The sequence below is a fragment of the Streptomyces phaeochromogenes genome (assembly GCF_001418655.1).
In the GTDB taxonomy this organism is placed as follows: Bacteria; Actinomycetota; Actinomycetes; order Streptomycetales; family Streptomycetaceae; genus Streptomyces; species Streptomyces phaeochromogenes.
Map to the genome: position 1 here is coordinate 1 of NZ_LIQZ01000165.1, position 19629 is coordinate 19629.

Here is a 19629-nt window from a genome sequence, read left to right on the forward strand (position 1 = left end):
GGGCGGCGGGGGCGAAGAACCCCACGCCCACCCCCGACGCCCCACTCAGGGGCACATCCACATCATCACGTCGAAGGGACGACGGACGACGATGTTCCATCCCAGACGCACACTCAGGGCCCTGCTGCTACCGCTGGCAGCCGGCCTCGCCCTCACCGCCCTGCCCGCGCAGAGCGCCCACGCCGCAAGCACCCTCACCAACGCAGGCTTCGAGTCGAACGGCACAGGCACCACCACCCCGACCGGCTGGTCGACCTACTCCGCGGGAGGCCAGACCGCGGCCTCGTTCACGGAGGCGGGCGGCCACGGCGGCAGCTACCGCCTGACGCACTACTCGGCCTCCGCCTACAAGGTGGAGACGTACCAGTACCTCTCGGGCCTGACCAACGGCAACTACAAGCTCACCGCCTGGGTGCGCTCGGGCGGCGGCCAGAACTCCGCCTACCTCGCGCTGAAGAACTGCGGCGGCGCGGAACAGCGCACCGACATCCCGGTCTCGTCCAGCGGCTGGATACGGATCGTCACCCCCGTGGCTGTGACGAACAACCAGTGCACGATCAGCATCAACTCCGATGCGAAGGCGGGCAATTGGATCAACGTCGACGACCTGACCTTCACATCGGGCACGGCGAGCCTGCCCATCAAGGGCTCCGACGTGTCGTCGCTCGCCAAGAGCGAGGCCAAGGGCGGCGTCTACAAGAGCAGCTCAGGCACGACCGGTGACGCGCTCGCCATCCTCAAGTCCGCCGGGCAGAACTACGCCCGCCTCAAGGTGTGGGTGAACCCCACCGACGGCTACAACAACAAGACCCATGTCCTGGCGACGGCCAAGCGCGTCAAGGCGCAGGGCATGAAGCTCCTCGTCGACTTCCACTACTCGGACACCTGGGCCGACCCGGGCGCCCAGTCCAAGCCCGCGGCCTGGGCCGGACACTCGTACAGCCAGCTGAAGACCGACGTCTACAACCACACGTACGACGTGCTGAACGCGCTGAAGGCGCAGGGCACCACGGCCGACATGGTGCAGGTCGGCAACGAGATCAACGGCGGCATGCTCTGGAACGAGGGTTCCACGTCGAACTGGTCGCAGCTCGCCGGGCTGCTCAACTCCGGCTACGACGCGGTCAAGGCGGTCAACTCCGGTACGACCGTGGCGCTGCACCTCGCCAAGGGCGGTGACCTGGCGGGCACCCGCTGGTGGTTCGACAGCGCGGTCTCCAACGGCGTGAAGTTCGACGTCATCGGGCTGTCCTACTACGGCTACTGGCACGGCACGCTCGCCGACTTCCAGACGACCCTGGACGACGCGGCGACCCGCTACGGCAAGCCGGTGTACCTCGCCGAGACGGCCTACCCCTTCCGCCTCGACAGCAAGGACTCGCACGAGAACATCATCGACCTCAGCAGCGAGCTGGTGTCCGGCTACCCGGCCTCCACGGCCGGCCAGACGCAGTGGATGAAGGACGTGGCGAGCATCGTGGAGGCCGTCCCGAACGGCCGTGGCCTCGGCATCTTCTACTGGGAGTCCACCTGGACCGCGGTCACCGGCAACGGCTGGGACCCGACGGACCCCTCCTCCGGCAACGGCTGGGAGAACCAGGCCCTGTTCGGCTACGACGACAGGGCGCTGCCGGCGATGGCGTGGTTCAGCCACCGGTGACGGACTGAAGGCGTGACAAGGGGGAGGGGGTGACGGACGCGCGGGCCCGCGCGTCCGTCACCCCCTCCCGCCCCTTGCCTCACTCCCGCCAGAACGGCTCCCGCAGCTTGAACTTCTGCAGCTTCCCTGTTGCCGTGCGCGGCAGCGACTCCACGAAGTCGACCCGCTTGGGCGTCTTGAAACCGGCCAGCCGCGTACGGCAGTGGGCGATCAACTCCTCGGCGGTGACGCCCGATCCGTCCGTCACGACGAGCGCGGTCACCAGCTCGCCCCACTTGGCGTCCGGAATCCCGATCACCGCGACCTCGCGTACGGCCGGATGCGAGGTGATCACGTCCTCCACCTCGATCGACGAGACGTTCTCGCCGCCCGAGATGATGACGTCCTTCTTGCGGTCGGAGATCACCAAGTAGCCCTCGTCGTCGAGGTATCCGCCGTCCCCGGTGTGGAACCAGCCGCCCTCCTGCGCCTTCGCGGTCTCCTCGGGCTGCTCCCAGTAACCGTCCAGGTTGTGGTTCGACGCGGTCAGCACCTCACCGTCGACGTCCACATCGATACGTACGCCGAGAGCGGGCACCCCCGCCCGCCCGAGCCGCCGGGCCCGGTCGGTGGGCTCCAGGTCGTCCCACTCCTCCCGCCCGCGGTTGACGGTGACGAGCGGCGAGGTCTCGGTGAGCCCGTAGATCTGGATGAACTCCCAGCCCAGCTCGCCCATCACCCGCTCGATCGTGCGGGTCGGCGGCGGCGCGCCCGCGCAGACGATACGGATCCGGTCGCGGCCGGGGATCTCGCCGTCCCAGTCGGCCGCCGCGTCGAGCACGGCGTTCAGGACGGCGGGCGCCGCGCACATCAGGGTGACGCCGTGCCGTTCGACGCGCCGCAGGATCTCGGCGCCGTCGACCTGGCGGAGCACGATGTGCCGGCCGCCGACGCCCGTGATGCCGTACGGCATGCCCCAGCCGTTCGCGTGGAACATCGGGAGCGTGTGGAGGTAGACGTCACGGTCGCTGATCGTGGTGTGCAGCCCGAACACGGCCGCGTTCAGCCACAGATTGCGGTGGGTGAGCTGAACTCCCTTGGGGCGGGCGGTCGTTCCGGACGTGTAGTTGACGCTGGCCGTCGCGCTCTCGTCCGGAGTGGCCCACTCCTGCGGTTCCGTGTCGCGCAGGAAGAGGTCCTCGTCGTCGCCGAGGACGAACTTGTGCTTGACGTCGAGCGTGTCGAGCACGTCCGCGCAGGACGCGTCCGCGTAGACCACCGAGGCACCGGAGTGCCGGACGATGTAGTCGATCTCCGGCTGGGTCAGGCGGAAGTTCACCGGCACCAGGACGCGCCCCCAGCCTGAGACGCCGAAGAACGAGGTGAGCAGCCGCGCCGAGTTCTGCGAGATCACCGCGACCCTGCCGCCCACGGGTACGTCCAGTTGGTCGAGCTTGGCGGCCTGGGCGCGGGCCAGTGCCGCCAGCTCCCGGTAGGTGAGTTCGCCGAGGCTGGGCCCCGGCTGCTCCGGTTCGTCAACGACGGCGACGCGGTCCGGATAGACGTGAGCCGCACGATCGAGGAAGTCACGGACGGTCAGCGGGTAGTACACGACAGCACCTCCGGGGTCGGTGATGCATACGTACCTACCCCGGCGTTGCGCAATGCCACCAGCGGCCACTACTGTCCAAAGTGCCTAATCAATTAGTTACCTAAGAGGTGGCAGATGAATCCCTTCCGCAAGGCGGTCGAGGACGGCGACCACGCGGCCGTCGTCGACCTGCTCGCCGAGGACGTCGTGTTCACCAGCCCCGTGGTGTTCAAGCCGTACGCCGGAAAGCCGATCACGGCGGCGATCCTGGGCGCGGTCATCGAGGTCTTCGAGGACTTCCACTACGTCCGCGAGATCGCGAACCCCGACGGCCGGGACCTTGTCCTCGTCTTCGAGGCACGGGTGGGCGACCGCGCACTCCAGGGCTGCGACATCCTGCATTTCGACGAGGACGGCCGCGTCGACGAGCTCACCGTCATGGTCCGCCCCCTGTCGGCGGCCCAGGCGCTCCAGGCGGCGATGGCGGCCCGATTCGAGGCCGTGGAGAAGCAGGCGTCGGGCGCGTCCTGACCGGCCGGGGCTTAGCCTGATCTCCTGCCACGACCAGGAGACGTACGCCCATGCCTGCCCCCGATTCCGATACGGCGGACGAACCCGCGGACTTCCCCGCGCCCGCCCGGCGGTCCTCGGCCTGGCGGGGGCAGGGGCCGGTCGTGGCGGTGGTCTCGGTGGGCGGCGCGATCGGGGCCTCGGCGCGCTACGGGGCCTCGCTCCTGTGGCCCACGCACTCGGGCGGCTTCCCCTGGACCACGTTCTGGGTCAACGTCGTCGGGTGTTTCGTGATCGGCGCCTTCATGGTCGTGATCACCGAGGCGTGGGCGGCCCACCGACTGGTACGCCCGTTCTTCGGCACCGGGGTGCTCGGCGGCTTCACCACCTTCTCGACGTACGCCGTCGACATCCAGAGACTCGTCGACACGGGCCATCCCCGCACCGCCCTCGCCTATCTCGCCGCGACCCTGGTGGCGGCGCTCGCGGCGGTCTGGCTCGCGGTGACGGCCGTGCGCCGGGTCCTGGCGTGGCGGCGGCGCCGATGAGCGGCACGGGCAGCGAGGCAGCGATGGGGTGCGCCGGCCGGGAGGAGCCCGCCGGTGGACCCGGTGACACGGGCGGGAAGGGTAAGAAGTCGTTGTGAACTGGGTGCTGGTGATCGTCGGTGGCATGGTCGGTGCGCCGCTGCGCTATCTCACCGACCGCGCGGTGCAGTCCCGGCACGACACGGTCTTCCCCTGGGGCACCTTCGCGGTGAACGTCGTCGGGTGTCTGATCCTGGGCACCCTCACCGGCGCGGCCGTGGCCGGAGCGGCCTCCTCGCACCTGCAGCTGCTGCTCGGCACCGGCCTGTGCGGAGCGCTCACCACGTACTCGACGTTCTCGTTCGAGACCCTCCGGCTGGCCGAGGACGGGGCCCGTCTCCATGCCGCCGCCAACGTCATCGCGAGCGTGGTCGTGGGACTCGGTGCGGCGTTTGCGGGTGTTTCGGTGGCCGAGGCGCTCTGGGCGTAGTCCCCGGGGTCACACCTGGGCGTAGTAGGACTGGCTCCGCCGCGGTGGGCGTACGACTGCCCGCGCCGCGGCCGTCACCCGCAGTCCCGTCCGCCCATCAGAACTGGATTCCATGAGCGCCATCTCCGTCGGTCAGGCCGTAGTCCTCGGAGCCGTCGAGGGGGTGACCGAGTTCCTCCCCGTCTCCTCCACCGGCCATCTCAAGATCACCGAGGGGCTCATGGGCATCCCTGTCGACGACAACGCCGTCGTCGGCTTCTCCGCCGTCATCCAGGTCGGTGCCATCGCCGCGGTGCTCGTCTACTTCTTCAAGGACATCGTGCGGATCGTCTCGGCCTGGTTCCGGGGGCTGCGGGACCCCGACGAGCGCTACCACCACGACTACAAGTTCGCCTGGTGGGTTATCTGCGCGACGATCCCGATCGTGGCCGTCGGCCTGGCCGCGAAGCCGCTCATCGAAGGCCCTCTCGCCTCGCTCTGGGTGGTCGCGGGCTCCCTGATCGTCGGCAGCGGGGTGATGTGGGCGGCGGACCAGATGGGCCGGCACAAGCGCGGCGAGGACGACACCTCGTTCAAGGACGCGATGCTGGTGGGCAGTTCACAGATCCTGGCCCTGCTCTTCCCCGGCTTCTCCCGCTCCGGCGCCACCATGTCCACCGCCCTGATCCTCGACCTCGACCGCGTAGCCGCCACCCGCCTCTCCTTCTTCCTCGGCATCCCCGCCCTCACCGGCGCAGGCCTCTACGAACTCAAGGACGCCCTGGGCGCGGGCACCGGCGCCCTCCCACTGGCCGTGGGAACAGCAGTGTCCTTCCTGGTGGCGTACGCCTCGATCGCGTGGCTGCTGAGGTTCGTGGCGAAGCATTCGTTCAACGCGTTCGTGATCTACCGGATCGTGGTCGGCGTGCTGCTGTTCGGGCTGCTGGGCGCCGGGGTCCTCTGATCGTCCGGGCGAACGGGGTCCGCGGGCCCCGTCTCACGCCCCGGGCCCTCCCTTGACAGCCACCTCCCGTTCCCCCCAGGATCACCCCCGTGAACCTGTCAGACAGCCAGACAGCTGGCTCGGTGCCGAGGCGTATCAGCGCCATGGAAGCGGTGCTCGGGCACCTTCGTGGTGCCATTGAGCGCGGTGAGTACGCCGTGGGGGACAAGCTGCCCTCCGAGGCGGAGCTGTGCCGGCGGCTGGAGGTCAGCCGGCCCGTGCTGCGGGAGGCGCTCCGGGCCCTGCAGACGATGGGGCTGACCGTGTCCCGGACCGGCAAGGGCACGTTCGTGCTGTCCAACGGCCCCGTCGAGGACCCCACCTTCGGCGACTACGCGGCCAGTGACCTGCTGGAGGTCAGGCGGCACGTCGAGATCCCCGTCGCCGGATACGCGGCGGCGCGCCGCACCCCCGAGGACCTCGACCACCTGGCCCACCTGCTGGAGCGGATGGAGCGCGAGACCGACACCACCGCGTGGGTGGCCATGGACACGCTCTTCCATCTCGCCGTGGCGCAGGCCGCCCAGAACCCGGTCTTCCGCCGCGTGATCGAGGAGATCCGGGACGCGCTGGCCCGACAGTCGGCGTTCCTCAACGAGCTCGGAGGCCGCCGCGAGCAGTCCAACCGCGAGCACCGCGCCATCGTCGAGGCCCTGATCGACGGCAGCGCACACGACGCGACCGAGGCGATGGCACATCACCTCGACCGCGTCGAGACGACCCTCACCGCGATCGTGCGCTCCGAGCACACGGACGGCGCGGACACCCCCACGGAAGGCGGACCAGAAGCGTGAGCGAGCAGTCCCTCGAAAAAGAGACCGGTCAGACACGGAAAGCCGCCGTTCACGTCGACGCCGGTGACGCGGGCTACAGCAAGTCCCTGAAGTCCCGGCACGTCAACATGATCGCCATCGGCGGAGCCATCGGTACCGGTCTCTTCCTCGGCGCCGGCGGACGTCTCGCCGAAGCCGGACCCTCGCTCTTCATCGCGTACGCCGTCTGCGGTGTCTTCGCCTTCCTGGTCGTCCGCGCCCTCGGCGAACTCGTCCTCTACCGGCCCTCGTCCGGCGCCTTCGTGTCCTACGCCCGGGAGTTCCTGGGCGAGAAGGGCGCGTACACCGCGGGCTGGATGTACTTCCTGAACTGGGCGACCACCGGCATCGCCGACATCACCGCGGTCGCCACCTACACCCACTACTGGGGCATGTTCTCCGACATCCCGCAGTGGGTGATCGCCCTCATCGCACTCGCGGTCGTGCTGACCGTGAACCTCATCTCCGTGAAGATCTTCGGGGAGCTGGAGTTCTGGTTCGCGATCATCAAGGTGAGCGCGCTCGTCGTCTTCATGCTGATCGGCATCTTCCTGCTGGTCACCCAGAACCCCGTGGACGGGACCACCCCCGGCCCCTCGCTGATCACGGACAACGGCGGTCTCTTCCCCAACGGCCTGCTGCCGATGCTGCTGATCGTCCAGGGCGTCGTCTTCGCCTACGCCTCCGTCGAGTTGGTGGGCGTCGCGGCGGGCGAGACCGAGAACCCCGAGAAGATCATGCCGAAGGCCATCAACTCGATCATGTGGCGTGTCGGCCTCTTCTACGTCGGCTCGGTCCTGCTGCTGTCGATGCTGCTGCCCTGGAACAAGTACACCTCCGGAGAGAGCCCGTTCGTCACCGTGCTCTCCAACATCGGCATCCCGGCAGCGGGCGGCGTGATGAACCTCGTCGTGATGACCGCCGCCATGTCCAGCCTCAACTCCGGCCTCTACTCGACCGGCCGCATCCTGCGCTCGATGTCGATGTCCGGCTCGGCGCCGAAGTTCACCTCCGTGATGAGCCGCAGCCAGGTCCCGTACGGTGGAATCCTGCTGACCAGCGGTATCTGTGTACTCGGCGTCGGACTCAACTTCGTCGTCCCCGCCGACGCCTTCGAGATCGTGCTGAACTTCGCGGCGCTCGGTATCCTGGCCACCTGGGGCATGATCATGATCTGCCACCTGCAGTTCTGGCGGAAAACAGAAGAAGGCGAGCTGGACCGCCCCAGCTACCGCCTCCCGGGCTCGCCCTGGACCGAACTCGTGACCCTCTTCTTCCTCGCCTCCGTACTGGTCCTGATGTACGCGGACGGAGGAGCGGGCCGCACCACGGTCCTCTGCCTGCCGCTGATCGTGGCGGCCCTGGTCGCCGGCTGGTACGGCGTACGCGGCCGGGTCGAATCGATACGAAAGCCCGAGGTGGACGCATGACCCCCGGCGCCCTCGCCGACTACGGGTGCTCCCTCGCCGCGGCGCCCTCCATCAGAGAACCGCTCCACGCACCCGTGGCCCATCTCGTACGCGGCGGAGTCATCGAAGGCATCCACTACGGGTCGGTGGTCGTGCTCGCCGCCGACGGGAGCGTGGAGCTGCAGATCGGTGACATCGAGGCGGCCTTCTACCCCCGCTCGGCCCTCAAGCCGGTGCAGGCCGTGGCGATGCTGCGGGCCGGGCTGCCCCTCGACGGCGACCTGCTCTCGCTGGCCGCCGCAAGCCACTCCGGCGAGGAACGTCACCTCGCCGGCACCCGGCGGATCCTGGAACTCGCCGGACTCGCCGAGGACGATCTGCGCAACGTCACGGACCTGCCCTTCGACCCGGTCGTCCGCGAGGACTGGATCCGTGCCGGGCGACTGCCGTCCCGGCTCGCGCAGAACTGCTCCGGCAAGCACGCGGCGATGCTCTACACGGCACGCCTGAACGGCTGGTCGCTCGACGACTACCTCGACCCCGCGCATCCGCTCCAGCAGGCCATCGCGGAGATCGTCGAGGACCTGACCGGCCAGGCCATCGCCCGGGTCACGGTCGACGGCTGCGGCGCCCCGCTGTTCTCCGTCTCGCTGCACGGGCTCGCCCGCGCCGCCGCCCGGATCACGACGGCGCCGCCCGGCACCCCCGAGGCACGGGTCGCCGACGCGATGCGCGAGCACGCCGAGATGGCGTCCGGCACCGGCCGCGACGTCGCCGCGCTGATGCGGGCCGTACCGGGCCTGCTCACCAAGGACGGCTTCGAGGGCGTACAGGTCGCCGCGCTCCCCGACGGCCGGGCCGTCGCCGTGAAGATCGCGGACGGCGCCGACCGGGCCCGCGTACCGGTCACCGCGGCGGCGCTCGCCCGCTGCGGCGTCGACCCGGCCGCACTCACCGAGTTCGCCGGAGCGCCGCTCCTCGGCGGCGGCGCGGTGGTCGGAAGCATCCGCCCGGCGAGGGCACTCGACCCGCTCGCGGAGTCCCCGGCGCCCTGAGGGGATCCGACCCCCGCCGTCCTCAGGAACCACCCTCTCCAGAAGGAAGATCCGCACCCACATGACCGTCCGCAGTGAGCACGACCTGCTCGGCGACCGCGACGTCCCCGCCGAGGCGTACTGGGGGGTCCACTCCCTGCGCGCCAAGGAGAACTTCCCCATCACCGGGATGCCGATCTCCGCGTACCCGCACCTGATCGAGGCGCTCGCCGCCGTCAAGGAGGCCGCCGCCCGCGCCAACGAGGACCTCGGGCTGCTGGAGCCCCGCAAGGCCGCCGCCATCGTGGCGGCCTGCCGGGAGATCCGGGACGGGAAGCTGCACGACCAGTTCGTCGTGGACGTCATCCAGGGCGGCGCCGGCACGTCGACCAACATGAACGCCAACGAGGTGGTCGCCAACCGGGCGTTGGAGCTTCTGGGCCACGCCAAGGGCGAGTACGAGTTCCTGCACCCGAACGAGGACGTCAACCTCGGGCAGTCGACCAACGACGTCTACCCGACGGCCGTCAAGGTCGCCACGGTGTTCGCGGTACGCGAGCTGCTCAAGGCGATGGCCGTGCTGCAGGACGCCTTCGCGGCCAAGGCGTTGGAGTTCCGCGACGTCCTGAAGATGGGGCGTACGCAGTTGCAGGACGCCGTGCCGATGACGCTCGGGCAGGAGTTCTCGGCGTACGCGGTGATGCTGGACGAGGACCGGCTCCGGCTCGCCGAGGCCGTCGAGCTGATCCACGAGATCAACCTGGGTGCGACGGCGATCGGCACCGGGCTGAACGCGCCCGCCGGCTATGCCGAGGCGGCCCGTCGACACCTCGCGGACATCACCGGACTGCCGCTGGTGACGGCGGCGAACCTGGTCGAGGCGACCCAGGACTGCGGGGCGTTCGTCCAGATGTCCGGCGTGCTGAAGCGGATCGCGGTGAAACTCTCCAAGAGCTGCAACGACCTGCGGCTGCTGTCGTCCGGTCCGCGGGCCGGGTTGAACGAGATCAACCTGCCGCCCGTGCAGGCCGGTTCGACGATCATGCCCGGCAAGGTGAATCCGGTCATTCCCGAGGCCGTACTGATGGTCGCCGCGCAGGTGACCGGCAACGACGCGACGATCGCCACCGCCGGAGCCTCCGGGAACTTCGAGCTCAACGTGATGCTGCCGGTCATCGCCAGGAACGTACTGGAGTCGGTCCGGCTCCTCGCGAACGTCTCGCGGCTGCTCGCCGACCGGACCGTCGACGGGATCACCGCCAACCGTGAGCGGGCGCGGGAGTACGCCGAGTCGTCGCCGTCCGTCGTGACGCCGCTGAACAAGTACATCGGGTACGAGGAGGCCGCGAAGGTCGCCAAGAAGGCGCTCGCCGAGCGGAAGACCATCCGTGAGGTCGTGCTGGAGTCCGGCTACGTGGAGCGTGGTGATCTCACCCGGGAGCAGCTGGACGAGGCCCTGGATGTCCTGCGGATGACGCGCCCGTAACGTCATGCGGCCCGGCGCGCGAACCGTGACGCGCGCCGCAGCGTCGTATGCCATGGGCACCTAATATCTGTTCATGGCAGAGGGTGGAGCGGTGACACACGTGGAAGCGGGCGGGTCGGCGGCGTACTGGAACCCCGGGAGTCGGATCCTGTGGCGTTACCGGGAGAACGCCGGCGAGCGCTTCCATATCGTGCGCCCCGTGACCGTCGTGCGGGACGACGAAGAGCTGCTCGCCGTGTGGCTGGCCCCGGGTACGGAGTGCGTGAAACCCGTCCTCGCCGACGGCACGGCCGTGCACGTGGAGCCGCTGGAGTCCCGCTACACCAAGCCGAGGACCGTGCAGCGCGGCCACTGGTTCGGCACCGGTGTGCTGAAGCTGGCCCGGCCCGGTGAGCCGTGGTCGGTGTGGCTGTTCTGGGAGCCGGGCTGGCAGTTCAAGAACTGGTACGTCAACTTGGAGGAACCGCTGGCCAGATGGGCCGGCGGGGTGGACTCCGAGGACCACTTCCTCGACATCTCGGTGAACCCTGACCGCACTTGGGACTGGCGCGACGAGGACGAGTTCGCGCAGGCCCGGCGGGACGGCCTGATGGACGACCGACTGGCCGCGCGGGTGCGGGAGGCCGGCCAGGCCGCCGTGGAGGTGCTCCGCGCCTGGGGCCCGCCGTTCTCGGACGGCTGGCAGCACTGGCGCCCGGATCCGTCCTGGTCCGTACCGTCTCTTCCGGACGACTGGGATCGTACGCCCGCGCACGTGTCCACGTGAGACCCTTGATGTGCCCCCGTGGTAGAACCGTAGGATCGTCCTCCGCAACGAACAGTCACGGTCGGTGCGCAGCACCGTCGTTGAGGAGTGGTGGTCGGGTGGCGGGCGGGCGCGAGGCGACAACTCCCGGAGCACACGCTGGGCTTGACCGAACGTCACCGAGGGGCGGCAGGACGTGAGCGAGGGGTACGAGGGCCACAGCGGTACGGTCAGGAGACGGCCGGACGGGCTGTTCCCGCCGGTGCCCGACGGTCACTCTTCTGAGAGGCTGTCTGACCACGCGGTGATTCCGTTCCTGGGGCACGCATTCCGGGTATCGGGATTTCTGCGGGACGAACTGCACGCACGGCGCGCAGCACCGGACGGATGGATTCGACACGCGTGACGGAGCACCCCACCTCCCACGAGCGCCGCCAGCCAAGCGCTGCCCGGCCCACCGCCCCCGCGGACCCCCGCGGGGCGCTTCTGCGTACCCCGGAGCCGCCGGCGCAGGGTTCCACCGGTTTACCCGCACAGGGACGGCCGGCCGAGGCCCCCGCCGCACCCGGGATCCCGGGTGCGCCCGCTTCCGACGGCCCGTGCCCGACCGGCTCCCCCACGCCCCCGGGCTCCCTCGCCGCCGCCACGGGTACTCCGGCCGCGTCCGGGACCCCGGCCGGCAGCCAGGGCCCGCCCGCGCCCTCCGGCGGTCACGGCCCGACCGACGCTCCCGCCGGCTCGGGACCCGAGCACTCCCAGCCGTCCGTGACCGAGCCCGATCCGCATCGCCCGCGGCCCGCGCCCGAGACGATCCCGGCCCAGTCGGGTGCCGAGGCGTCCGCGGTCCAGAGCGGCAAGGAGCGGCGTACGGGGCAGGGGCCCGCGCCGGGCACTCCCCTCCCATGCCCATGCGCCGGGACGGCGACCGGCTGCGCTTCGTGGGGGCCGCCACCCGGCGGATCGCCCGCGGCATCGACCTCGACGAGATCGTGATGGGCCTGTGCCGGGCCACCGTGCCGACCTTCTCGGACGCGATCCTCGTCTATCTGCGCGACCCGCTGCCCGTCGGCGACGAGCGGCCCACCGGGCCCGTCGTGCTGCGGCTGCGGCGCACGGACCGGATCCCCGAGGACCGGGACACCGAGGGCTTCCTGCTGCCCGCGCTCCAGCCCGAGCCCGACCTCGGCATCACCGCCGAGCTGTGCACCGTACGGCCCGGTGGCGCGCTGAACGAGGTGCTGCGCGGGGTCCGGCCGGTCTTCGCGGACGCGCCCGCCGCACGGGCCGCGCTGCCCGAGCTGATCGGCGAGGACCTGACCGTGCCCGGCGGCCAGCGCGCGATTCTCGCCCCGCTGCGGGGCCGGCGCCGCGTGATCGGCGCCGCTCTGTTCCTGCGCCGCCCGGACCGGCCCGCCTTCGAGACCGACGATCTGCTCGTCGCGGCCCAGCTCGCCACGCACAGCGCGCTCGGCATCGACAAGGCCGTGCTGTACGGGCGCGAGGCGTACATCGCGGACGAGCTGCAGCGCACGATGCTGCCCGAGACGCTGCCGCGCCCGACCGGTGTGCGGCTGGCGTCCCGGTATCTGCCCGCCGCGGAGACCGCCCGGGTCGGCGGCGACTGGTACGACGCGATTCCGCTGCCCGGCAGCCGGGTCGCCCTCGTCGTCGGTGACGTCATGGGCCACTCCATGACCTCGGCCGCGATCATGGGCCAGCTGCGGACGACCGCGCAGACCCTCGCCGGGCTCGACCTGCCGCCGCAGGAGGTCCTGCACCATCTGGACGAGCAGGCCCAGCGGCTCGGCACCGACCGTATGGCGACCTGCCTGTACGCGGTGTACGACCCGGTCGCGCACCGCATCACCATCGCCAACGCGGGTCATCCCCCGCCCGTCCTGCTCCACCTGGGCGGCCGGGCCGAGGTCCTGCGCGTACCGCCGGGTGCCCCGATCGGTGTGGGCGGGGTGGACTTCGAGGCGGTCGAGCTGGACGCGCCCGCCGGCGCCACCCTGCTGCTCTACACCGACGGTCTGGTCGAGTCGCGGCTGCGTGACGTGTGGACCGGTATAGAACAGCTGCGCGAGAAGCTCGCCGCCACCGCGCAGCTGACCGGCGCCGACCATCCGCCGCCCCTTGAGGCCCTGTGCGACGAGGTGCTCGACATGCTCGGCCCTGGCGACCGGGACGACGACATCGCACTGCTGGCCGCCCGCTTCGACGGGATCGCGCCGAGCGACGTCGCGTTCTGGCATCTGGACCCCGAGGACGCGGCGCCCGGCCGGGCCCGCCGGCTGGCTCGCAAGGCGCTCTCCCGCTGGGGCCTGGAGGAGCTCACGGACTCCCTGGAGCTGCTCGTCAGCGAGGTCGTGACGAACGCCGTGCGCTACACGTCACGGCCGGTCACGCTGCGTCTGCTCCGTACGGACGTGCTGCGCTGCGAGGTCGGTGACGACGTGCCGCAGTTGCCGCGGCTGCGGCAGGCGCGGGCCACGGACGAGGGCGGTCGCGGGCTCTACCTGGTGAACAAGCTGGCCAGGCGGTGGGGCGCGACCCGGCTCAGCACCGGAAAGGTGGTCTGGTTCGAGCTGAACCACGGCTGAGTCGGACCACGGACGGCTTGGTCGGGCCGCGGCTGAGTCGATCCCTGATCGGGGGGTACCCACGGGAGACGCCCCCCGGCAGCCAGGTGAGAACCGAACCGGAATTGGACCGTGTCCAAATGTTGCCGACATCCCGTCGGCGGAGTTGACTGCTGGGGTGGCCGAAGCGACCTAACGACTCTCTTCTTGACGGGAGGACGCTCGTGACGCAGGCACCCCAGAAGGCTCCGTACACCACGAACAACGTCGGAATTCCGGTGGAGAGCGACGAACACTCGCTCACCGTCGGTCCCGACGGCCCGATCCTGCTCCAGGACCACTACCTCATCGAGAAGATGGCCCAGTTCAACCGGGAGCGGGTCCCCGAGCGGGTGGTGCACGCCAAGGGCAGTGGCGCGTACGGATTCTTCGAAGTCACCAATGACGTCAGCCAGTTCACCAAGGCCGATCTGTTCCAGCCCGGGAAGCGCACTGAGATGCTGGCGCGCTTCTCGACCGTCGCCGGTGAGCAGGGCTCGCCCGACACCTGGCGCGACCCCCGCGGTTTCGCGCTCAAGTTCTATACCGAGCACGGCAATTACGACCTGGTGGGCAACAACACCCCGGTCTTCTTCGTCCGTGACACGATCAAGTTCCAGGACTTCATCCGCTCGCAGAAGCGCCACCCGGCCACCGGGCTGCGCAGCAACGACATGCAGTGGGACTTCTGGACGCTCTCGCCCGAGTCGGCGCACCAGGTGACCTGGCTGATGGGCGACCGCGGCATCCCGAAGACGTACCGCCACATGAACGGCTACTCGTCCCACACCTACATGTGGATCAACGGCGCCGGTGAGCGGTTCTGGGTGAAGTACCACTTCAAGACCGACCAGGGCATCGACTTCCTCACTCAGGACGAGGCCGATGAACTCGCCGGTTCGGACGCGGACAAGCACCGCCGGGACCTGTACGAGTCGATCGAGTCCGGGAACGCGCCGAGCTGGACGCTCAAGGTCCAGATCATGCCGTTCGAGGACGCGGCGGACTACCGCTTCAACCCGTTCGACCTGACGAAGGTCTGGCCGCACGCCGACTACCCGTTGATCGACGTCGGCCGGATGACCCTCGACAGGAACCCCGAGGACTACTTCATCCACATCGAGCAGGCCGCCTTCGAGCCGTCCAACCTGGTGCCGGGCATCGGCCCCTCGCCGGACAAGATGCTCCTCGGCCGGCTGTTCTCGTACCCGGACACGCACCGATACCGGATCGGCCCCAACTACGCGCAGCTGCCGCCCAACCGGCCGCACGCACCGGTCAACTCGTATGCCAAGGACGGCCCCATGCGGTACGAGGCCTCCAACACGGCCCGTCCGTACGCGCCCAACTCCTACGGCGGGCCCGCGGCCGACTACGGGCAGTTCGGCGACCCGGCGAGCTGGCAGACCGCCGGGGAGCTGGTGCGCGAGGCGTACAAGCTGCACCGGGAGGACGACGACTGGGGGCAGGCGGGGACGATGGTCCGGCAGGTCCTCGACGACGCCCAGCGTGAGCGGCTGGTGTCGAACGTCAGCGGGCATCTGCAGGCCGATGTGTCCCGGCCCGTGCTGGAGCGTGCGCTGCAGTACTGGCGGAACATCGACAAGGAGATCGGTGACCGGATCGCCCACTCGGTCAACGGGGACTGAGGGCCGTTGCTGCGATGCCGGTGGGGAACTGGGCCGGTCGTGGCCGGTCGCGCCCACTCGGCGGAGCCGCACATGTCACAGCCCCGCGCCCCTTGCAAGGGGCGCGGGGCTGCCTCGTAGCCGGCGGTTACGGATCCGACTGCGGGTCGTCCGGGTCCGTCGGCAGTTCTATGCCGTCCGGTGGTGACGGTGCGCTGGTGGTCGGCGTCGGAGGATCGCTCTCGGTCGGGGTCTCCTCGGGACTGCTCTCCGCCGGCGGACTGGTCGTCGGCGGCTTCGTCGTCGGGTCCTCGGTGCTCGGCTCGTCGGACGGGGTCGCCGGCGGCTGAGTGGTCGTCGGTGTGTTCGTCGGCTGGACGGCCGCGCCCTGGTCGGTGTCCAGGTCGAACTTGGAGACGTCGCCCATCGCGCCGAAGGTGTACGTCGCCCATATCTGGGCCGGGAAGCCACCGCCGTTGACCCGGCCGCCGCCGGCCGCGCCCTGCAGCGTGACCTGGCTGAACGCCTTGACCTTGACCGGCTTGTCCTTGCCGCAGCGGGTGGTGCCCGCCTTGGCCGCCTCGCCGAAGACGCCCACCGAGGTGACGAGCTTGGGCGTGTAGCCGGTGAACCAGGCCGACTTGTTGCAGTCGGAGGTACCGGTCTTGCCCGCGACCTGCTGGCCGTCACGGGCCGGGTTGTCGCGTACGGACGTCTTGGCCGTACCGTCGTCGACCACGCCGGTCAGTACCGAGGTGACCGTGTCGGCGGCCTCGCGGCTGATGACCTGCTCGCCGATCGGGTCCGGGAACTCGACCGCGCGGTCTTTGTGCTCGACGGACTTCACGAGGGCCGGGGTGACCTTCTTGCCGTGGTTGTCGAGCGTCGCGTAGACGCCCGCCATCTCCAGCGGGCTCGCGCCCATCGTGCCGAGGGTCTGGGCGGGCACCGACTTGGCGCCCTCGACGTCCATGCCGAGCTCGCCCGCGGTCTTCATGACCTGGTCCATGCCGACGTCGACGCCCAGCTGGGCGAAGACGGAGTTGATGGACTTGTTCATCGCGGTCTGGACGGTGACGTCCCCGTAGTCGACGTCGTCCTCGTTCGGCGGGGCGAAGCCGACCTTCTTGCCGTCGTCGACGACGGGCCGCTTGCTGGTGCCGTCGTAGATCGTCTTCGCCGTGACCGGTGTGCCGTCCTGCGTCTCGGCGTCCTTGTCGACGGCCGCGGCCAGGATCAGCGGCTTGAAGGTGGAGGCGGGCTGGTAGTCGCGGCGCGTCGCGTTGTTCGTGTAGTGCTTCACGTAGTCCACGCCGCCGTACATCGCGACGACCTTGCCGGTCTTCGGGTCGACGGAGGCGGCACCGGCCTGGACGTCGGCGTCGATCTTCCGCTTCTTGGCGTCCAGCTTGCCGGTCAGCTGGCTCTTGACGGACTTCTCCAGCTGGGCCTGCTTCTTCTTGTCGATGTTCAGGGTGATGGTCCAGCCGCCGGCCTTGACCATGGTCTCGGCCTCGTCCATGTCGGCGGCCGTGCCCTGCGAGACGAGCTGCTTCTTCAGCGCGGTGTCGGCGGCCTCCACCAGGTAGCCGGCCTGGCCCTGCAGGCCGGGCGCGCCCTGGGGGTCCTTCGGCACGGGGAACTTCATGCCGTCGCGCTTGGCGGAGCTGAGCCAGCCCTCCTCGACCATGTTGTCCAGGACGTAGTTCCAGCGAGCGGTGACCAGCTTCTTGCTGGTGTCGCTCGCGACCGCCCAGTCGTACTGGCTCGGCGCCTGGAGCAGCGCGGCGAGGTACGCGCCCTGCGCGACCGAGAGCTCGTCCGCGTCGACGCGGTAGTACGCCTGCGCGGCGGCCTGGATGCCCCACGAGTTGCGGCCGTAGTAGCTGGTGTTGATGTAGCCCGCGAGGATGTCGTCCTTGGACTCCTGGCGGTCGACCTTCAGGGAGATGACCAGTTCCTTCAGCTTGCGCGTGACGGTCTGGTCCTGCGTCAGGTAGTAGTTCTTGACGTACTGCTGGGTGATCGTCGAGCCACCCTGCTTGCCCTTGCCGGAGAGGGTGTTGAGCAGACCGCGGGCAGTGCCCTTGAGGTCGACGCCGGCGTCCTCGTAGAAGGACTTGTTCTCGGCGGCGACGAAGGTCATCCGGACGCCCTTGGAGACCTGGTCCAGGTCGACGAGCTCGCGGTTGACGGCGCCGTCGCGGGCGAGCGTCTTGCCGTCGCTGTACTTGTAGATGTTGCTCTGCTGGACCGCGGCGGCGTTGCCCTTGGGAACGTCGATCATCAGGTACAGAGCGACGAAGGCCGCCATCCCGAGGAGACAGAGGCCGAAGAACGTACCGAGGAGCTTCTTCCAGGTGAAGAGGCGACGTATGCCACTCTTCGCACCGGCCTTGGCACCGGCCGTGGCACCACCCTTGGCGCCGGCTCTGGACGAGCGCTTCGGCGCGGCGCGGTGGCCACCGCCGCGCTGCCGCGCTCGTCTTTCTTCCGCTCGTCCCATGGGTCCGCTCCGCTCCGCTTCCGTCTCTCGTGTCTCACAGGTTCACCGGTCAGGTCAGCTCAGCAAACTAACACCGCGCGTGGGGACATAGGACGGTCGATCCCGTCTTTTGCGGACGTGACAATCAGCACCTGTCACCACCTGTCCCTATGGAACCGACGATTCGGATGCGTAGAAGGTTGCTGTGGCGGGTAAAGTGATATCACTTAGCTAGAACAAAGCTAGGCGCTCGCACGACGGGCCTGAGCACCACGAATCACCGCACCACGAAACGGGGGATCACCCATGTCCACGCACGACACTCCACACATCGCCGACGTACCCGAGATGCCCGCACCGCGCGTCCGGGAGTCCGTCGCACACAGCATCGGCGGCGGGCTCGCGCTGCTGCTCGGGCTCGTCGGACTGCTGGCCGGCGCCGGAATGGTCGTCAGCGCCACCGCGGTGAGCTCCACCGGCGGCAAGGCCGCGCTGATCGTGTCCGGCATCCTGATCGGCCTCGCGGCCTTCATCGCCATGTGCGGCCTGAACATGGTGGCGCCGGGCGAGGCCCGCGTCGTCCAGCTCTTCGGCCGCTATCGCGGGACGATCCGCGAGGACGGCCTGCGCTGGGTGAACCCGCTGACGTCCCGTACGAAGATCTCGACGCGGGTACGCAATCACGAGACGGCCGTCCTCAAGGTCAACGACGCCTACGGCAACCCGATCGAGCTCGCCGCGGTCGTGGTGTGGAAGGTCGAGGACACCGCGCAGGCGAGCTTCGAGGTGGACGACTTCCTGGAGTTCGTCGCCACCCAGACCGAGGCGGCGGTGCGGCACATCGCGATCGAGTACCCGTACGACGCCCATGACGAGGACGGTCTGTCGCTGCGGGGCAACGCGGAGGAGATCACCGAGAAGCTCGCCGTCGAACTGCACGCGCGCGTGGAGGCCGCGGGTGTGCAGATCATCGAGTCCCGCTTCACGCATCTCGCGTACGCTCCCGAGATCGCCTCGGCGATGCTCCAGCGGCAGCAGGCCGGTGCGGTCGTCGCCGCGCGGCGGCAGATCGTGGACGGTGCGGTCGGCATGGTCGAGGACGCGCTCGCCCGGATCACCGAGCGGGACATCGTCGAGCTGGACTCCGAGCGAAAGGCGGCGATGGTGTCGAACCTGTTGGTGGTCCTGTGCGGCGACCGCGCCCCGCAGCCCGTCCTCAACACGGGGTCCCTCTACCAGTGACCTCACCTTCCGAGGGGGCTTCCCCCCAGCGTCGGCCGCAGCAGCAGCGCAAGCAGGTGCTGTTGCGGCTGGATCCGCTCGTGTACGAGGCGCTCGCGCGGTGGGCCGGCGACGAGCTGCGCTCCGCCAACGCGCAGATCGAGTTCCTCCTGCGGAGGGCCCTGGCGGAGACGGGGCGCCTGCCGGGCGGGGCTGGGCCGATTCCCCGGCGGGGGCGGCCTCCCCTTTCTGGGGAGCCCGAGGACTAGGTGTCCGCGGGGGGCTGCCGCGGCTGAGACATAGGTGCGGGTCAGCCATCGCTGGTCGCGCAGTTCCCCGCGCCCCTGAAAAACTGCGCCGTTCCCCGCACCCCCAAAAGATTGCGCCGTTCCCCGCGCCCCTGAGGCATCTCAGCCCCTCCGGCGTCCGAATCTTCAGCCTCTCCGGCG

15 protein-coding genes and 1 pseudogene are annotated in these 19629 nt (G+C 69.7%); 14 read left to right on the plus strand and 2 right to left on the minus strand.

Features of this window, described 5'->3' with window-relative positions:
• The first annotated feature begins 91 nt into the window (after positions 1-91).
• Positions 92-1660 carry a glycoside hydrolase family 53 protein gene (locus tag AOK17_RS22765; protein WP_055614387.1) on the plus strand — a complete coding sequence of 523 codons (1569 nt, stop codon included), beginning with the start codon at positions 92-94 and terminating at the stop codon, positions 1658-1660.
• A gap of 79 nt (positions 1661-1739) precedes the next feature.
• Here AOK17_RS22765 and AOK17_RS22770 read toward each other — a convergent pair whose 3' ends face one another.
• A complete protein-coding gene (locus tag AOK17_RS22770) occupies positions 1740-3251 on the minus strand; it encodes an AMP-binding protein (RefSeq protein WP_055614388.1) in 1512 nt (503 codons plus the stop codon).
• A gap of 114 nt (positions 3252-3365) precedes the next feature.
• On the opposite strand from AOK17_RS22770, the gene AOK17_RS22775 reads away from it, so the two are divergent.
• The 11 genes and pseudogenes from AOK17_RS22775 (at position 3366) to AOK17_RS22825 (ending at position 15495) form a co-directional block, all read left to right on the plus strand.
• The gene (locus tag AOK17_RS22775; protein ID WP_055614389.1) at positions 3366-3761 is read left to right on the plus strand and encodes a nuclear transport factor 2 family protein; all 396 of its coding nucleotides are present in this window, start codon (positions 3366-3368) and stop codon (positions 3759-3761) included.
• Between the two features lie 50 nt (positions 3762-3811).
• On the plus strand, positions 3812-4288 hold the full coding sequence (gene crcB / locus AOK17_RS22780; protein WP_055614390.1) for a fluoride efflux transporter CrcB: 477 nt from the start codon (positions 3812-3814) through the stop codon (positions 4286-4288).
• Positions 4289-4382: 94 nt separating this feature from the next.
• The gene (gene crcB, locus AOK17_RS22785; RefSeq protein WP_055614391.1) at positions 4383-4757 is read left to right on the plus strand and encodes a fluoride efflux transporter CrcB; all 375 of its coding nucleotides are present in this window, start codon (positions 4383-4385) and stop codon (positions 4755-4757) included.
• A gap of 112 nt (positions 4758-4869) precedes the next feature.
• Positions 4870-5700: an undecaprenyl-diphosphate phosphatase gene (locus AOK17_RS22790; RefSeq protein WP_055614392.1), complete on the plus strand. Its 831-nt coding sequence runs from the start codon at positions 4870-4872 to the stop codon at positions 5698-5700.
• An 89-nt stretch (positions 5701-5789) separates the two neighbouring features.
• Positions 5790-6533, plus strand: coding sequence for a FadR/GntR family transcriptional regulator (locus AOK17_RS22795; protein ID WP_079053222.1), 744 nt, complete (start codon positions 5790-5792; stop codon positions 6531-6533).
• Positions 6530-7981 (plus strand): amino acid permease, encoded by a 1452-nt coding sequence (locus AOK17_RS22800; RefSeq protein WP_055614394.1) that lies wholly within the window; start codon positions 6530-6532, stop codon positions 7979-7981. The genes AOK17_RS22795 and AOK17_RS22800 overlap by 4 nt, the downstream gene beginning before the upstream one ends.
• Positions 7978-9015 (plus strand): asparaginase, encoded by a 1038-nt coding sequence (locus tag AOK17_RS22805; RefSeq protein ID WP_055614395.1) that lies wholly within the window; start codon positions 7978-7980, stop codon positions 9013-9015. Before AOK17_RS22800 ends, AOK17_RS22805 begins: the two co-directional genes overlap by 4 nt.
• Before the next feature lie 61 nt (positions 9016-9076).
• Entirely contained in the window at positions 9077-10480 is a 1404-nt protein-coding gene (locus AOK17_RS22810) for an aspartate ammonia-lyase (protein ID WP_055614396.1), read from the plus strand.
• Between the two features lie 73 nt (positions 10481-10553).
• On the plus strand, positions 10554-11246 hold the full coding sequence (fomD, locus tag AOK17_RS22815) for a cytidylyl-2-hydroxypropylphosphonate hydrolase (protein ID WP_206190808.1): 693 nt from the start codon (positions 10554-10556) through the stop codon (positions 11244-11246).
• A 381-nt stretch (positions 11247-11627) separates the two neighbouring features.
• Positions 11628-13828: pseudogene (locus AOK17_RS22820) on the plus strand (ATP-binding SpoIIE family protein phosphatase).
• A gap of 203 nt (positions 13829-14031) precedes the next feature.
• Positions 14032-15495: a catalase gene (locus tag AOK17_RS22825; RefSeq protein ID WP_055614398.1), complete on the plus strand. Its 1464-nt coding sequence runs from the start codon at positions 14032-14034 to the stop codon at positions 15493-15495.
• A gap of 127 nt (positions 15496-15622) precedes the next feature.
• Here the strand turns inward: AOK17_RS22825 and AOK17_RS22830 are convergent, their stop codons facing one another.
• A complete protein-coding gene (locus tag AOK17_RS22830) occupies positions 15623-17980 on the minus strand; it encodes a transglycosylase domain-containing protein (RefSeq protein ID WP_055614399.1) in 2358 nt (785 codons plus the stop codon).
• Between the two features lie 285 nt (positions 17981-18265).
• Here AOK17_RS22830 and AOK17_RS22835 point away from each other — a divergent pair, with 285 nt between their 5' ends.
• Together AOK17_RS22835 and AOK17_RS22840 are read left to right on the plus strand one after the other, a co-directional pair.
• The gene (locus AOK17_RS22835) at positions 18266-19201 is read left to right on the plus strand and encodes an SPFH domain-containing protein (protein WP_055614400.1); all 936 of its coding nucleotides are present in this window, start codon (positions 18266-18268) and stop codon (positions 19199-19201) included.
• Positions 19198-19449, plus strand: coding sequence for a type II toxin-antitoxin system antitoxin (locus AOK17_RS22840; protein WP_055614401.1), 252 nt, complete (start codon positions 19198-19200; stop codon positions 19447-19449). Before AOK17_RS22835 ends, AOK17_RS22840 begins: the two co-directional genes overlap by 4 nt.
• Positions 19450-19629 lie beyond the last annotated feature (180 nt).

Coding starts and splice junctions, on each gene's coding strand:
- AOK17_RS22765 (WP_055614387.1), top strand. CDS start 92: ATGTTCCATCCCAGACGCACACTCAGGGCCCTGCTGCTACCGCTGGCA.
- AOK17_RS22775 (WP_055614389.1), top strand. CDS start 3,366: ATGAATCCCTTCCGCAAGGCGGTCGAGGACGGCGACCACGCGGCCGTC.
- crcB (WP_055614390.1), top strand. CDS start 3,812: ATGCCTGCCCCCGATTCCGATACGGCGGACGAACCCGCGGACTTCCCC.
- AOK17_RS22790 (WP_055614392.1), top strand. CDS start 4,870: ATGAGCGCCATCTCCGTCGGTCAGGCCGTAGTCCTCGGAGCCGTCGAG.
- AOK17_RS22805 (WP_055614395.1), top strand. CDS start 7,978: ATGACCCCCGGCGCCCTCGCCGACTACGGGTGCTCCCTCGCCGCGGCG.
- AOK17_RS22810 (WP_055614396.1), top strand. CDS start 9,077: ATGACCGTCCGCAGTGAGCACGACCTGCTCGGCGACCGCGACGTCCCC.
- fomD (WP_206190808.1), top strand. CDS start 10,554: ATGGCAGAGGGTGGAGCGGTGACACACGTGGAAGCGGGCGGGTCGGCG.
- AOK17_RS22830 (WP_055614399.1), bottom strand. CDS start 17,980: ATGGGACGAGCGGAAGAAAGACGAGCGCGGCAGCGCGGCGGTGGCCAC.
- AOK17_RS22835 (WP_055614400.1), top strand. CDS start 18,266: ATGTCCACGCACGACACTCCACACATCGCCGACGTACCCGAGATGCCC.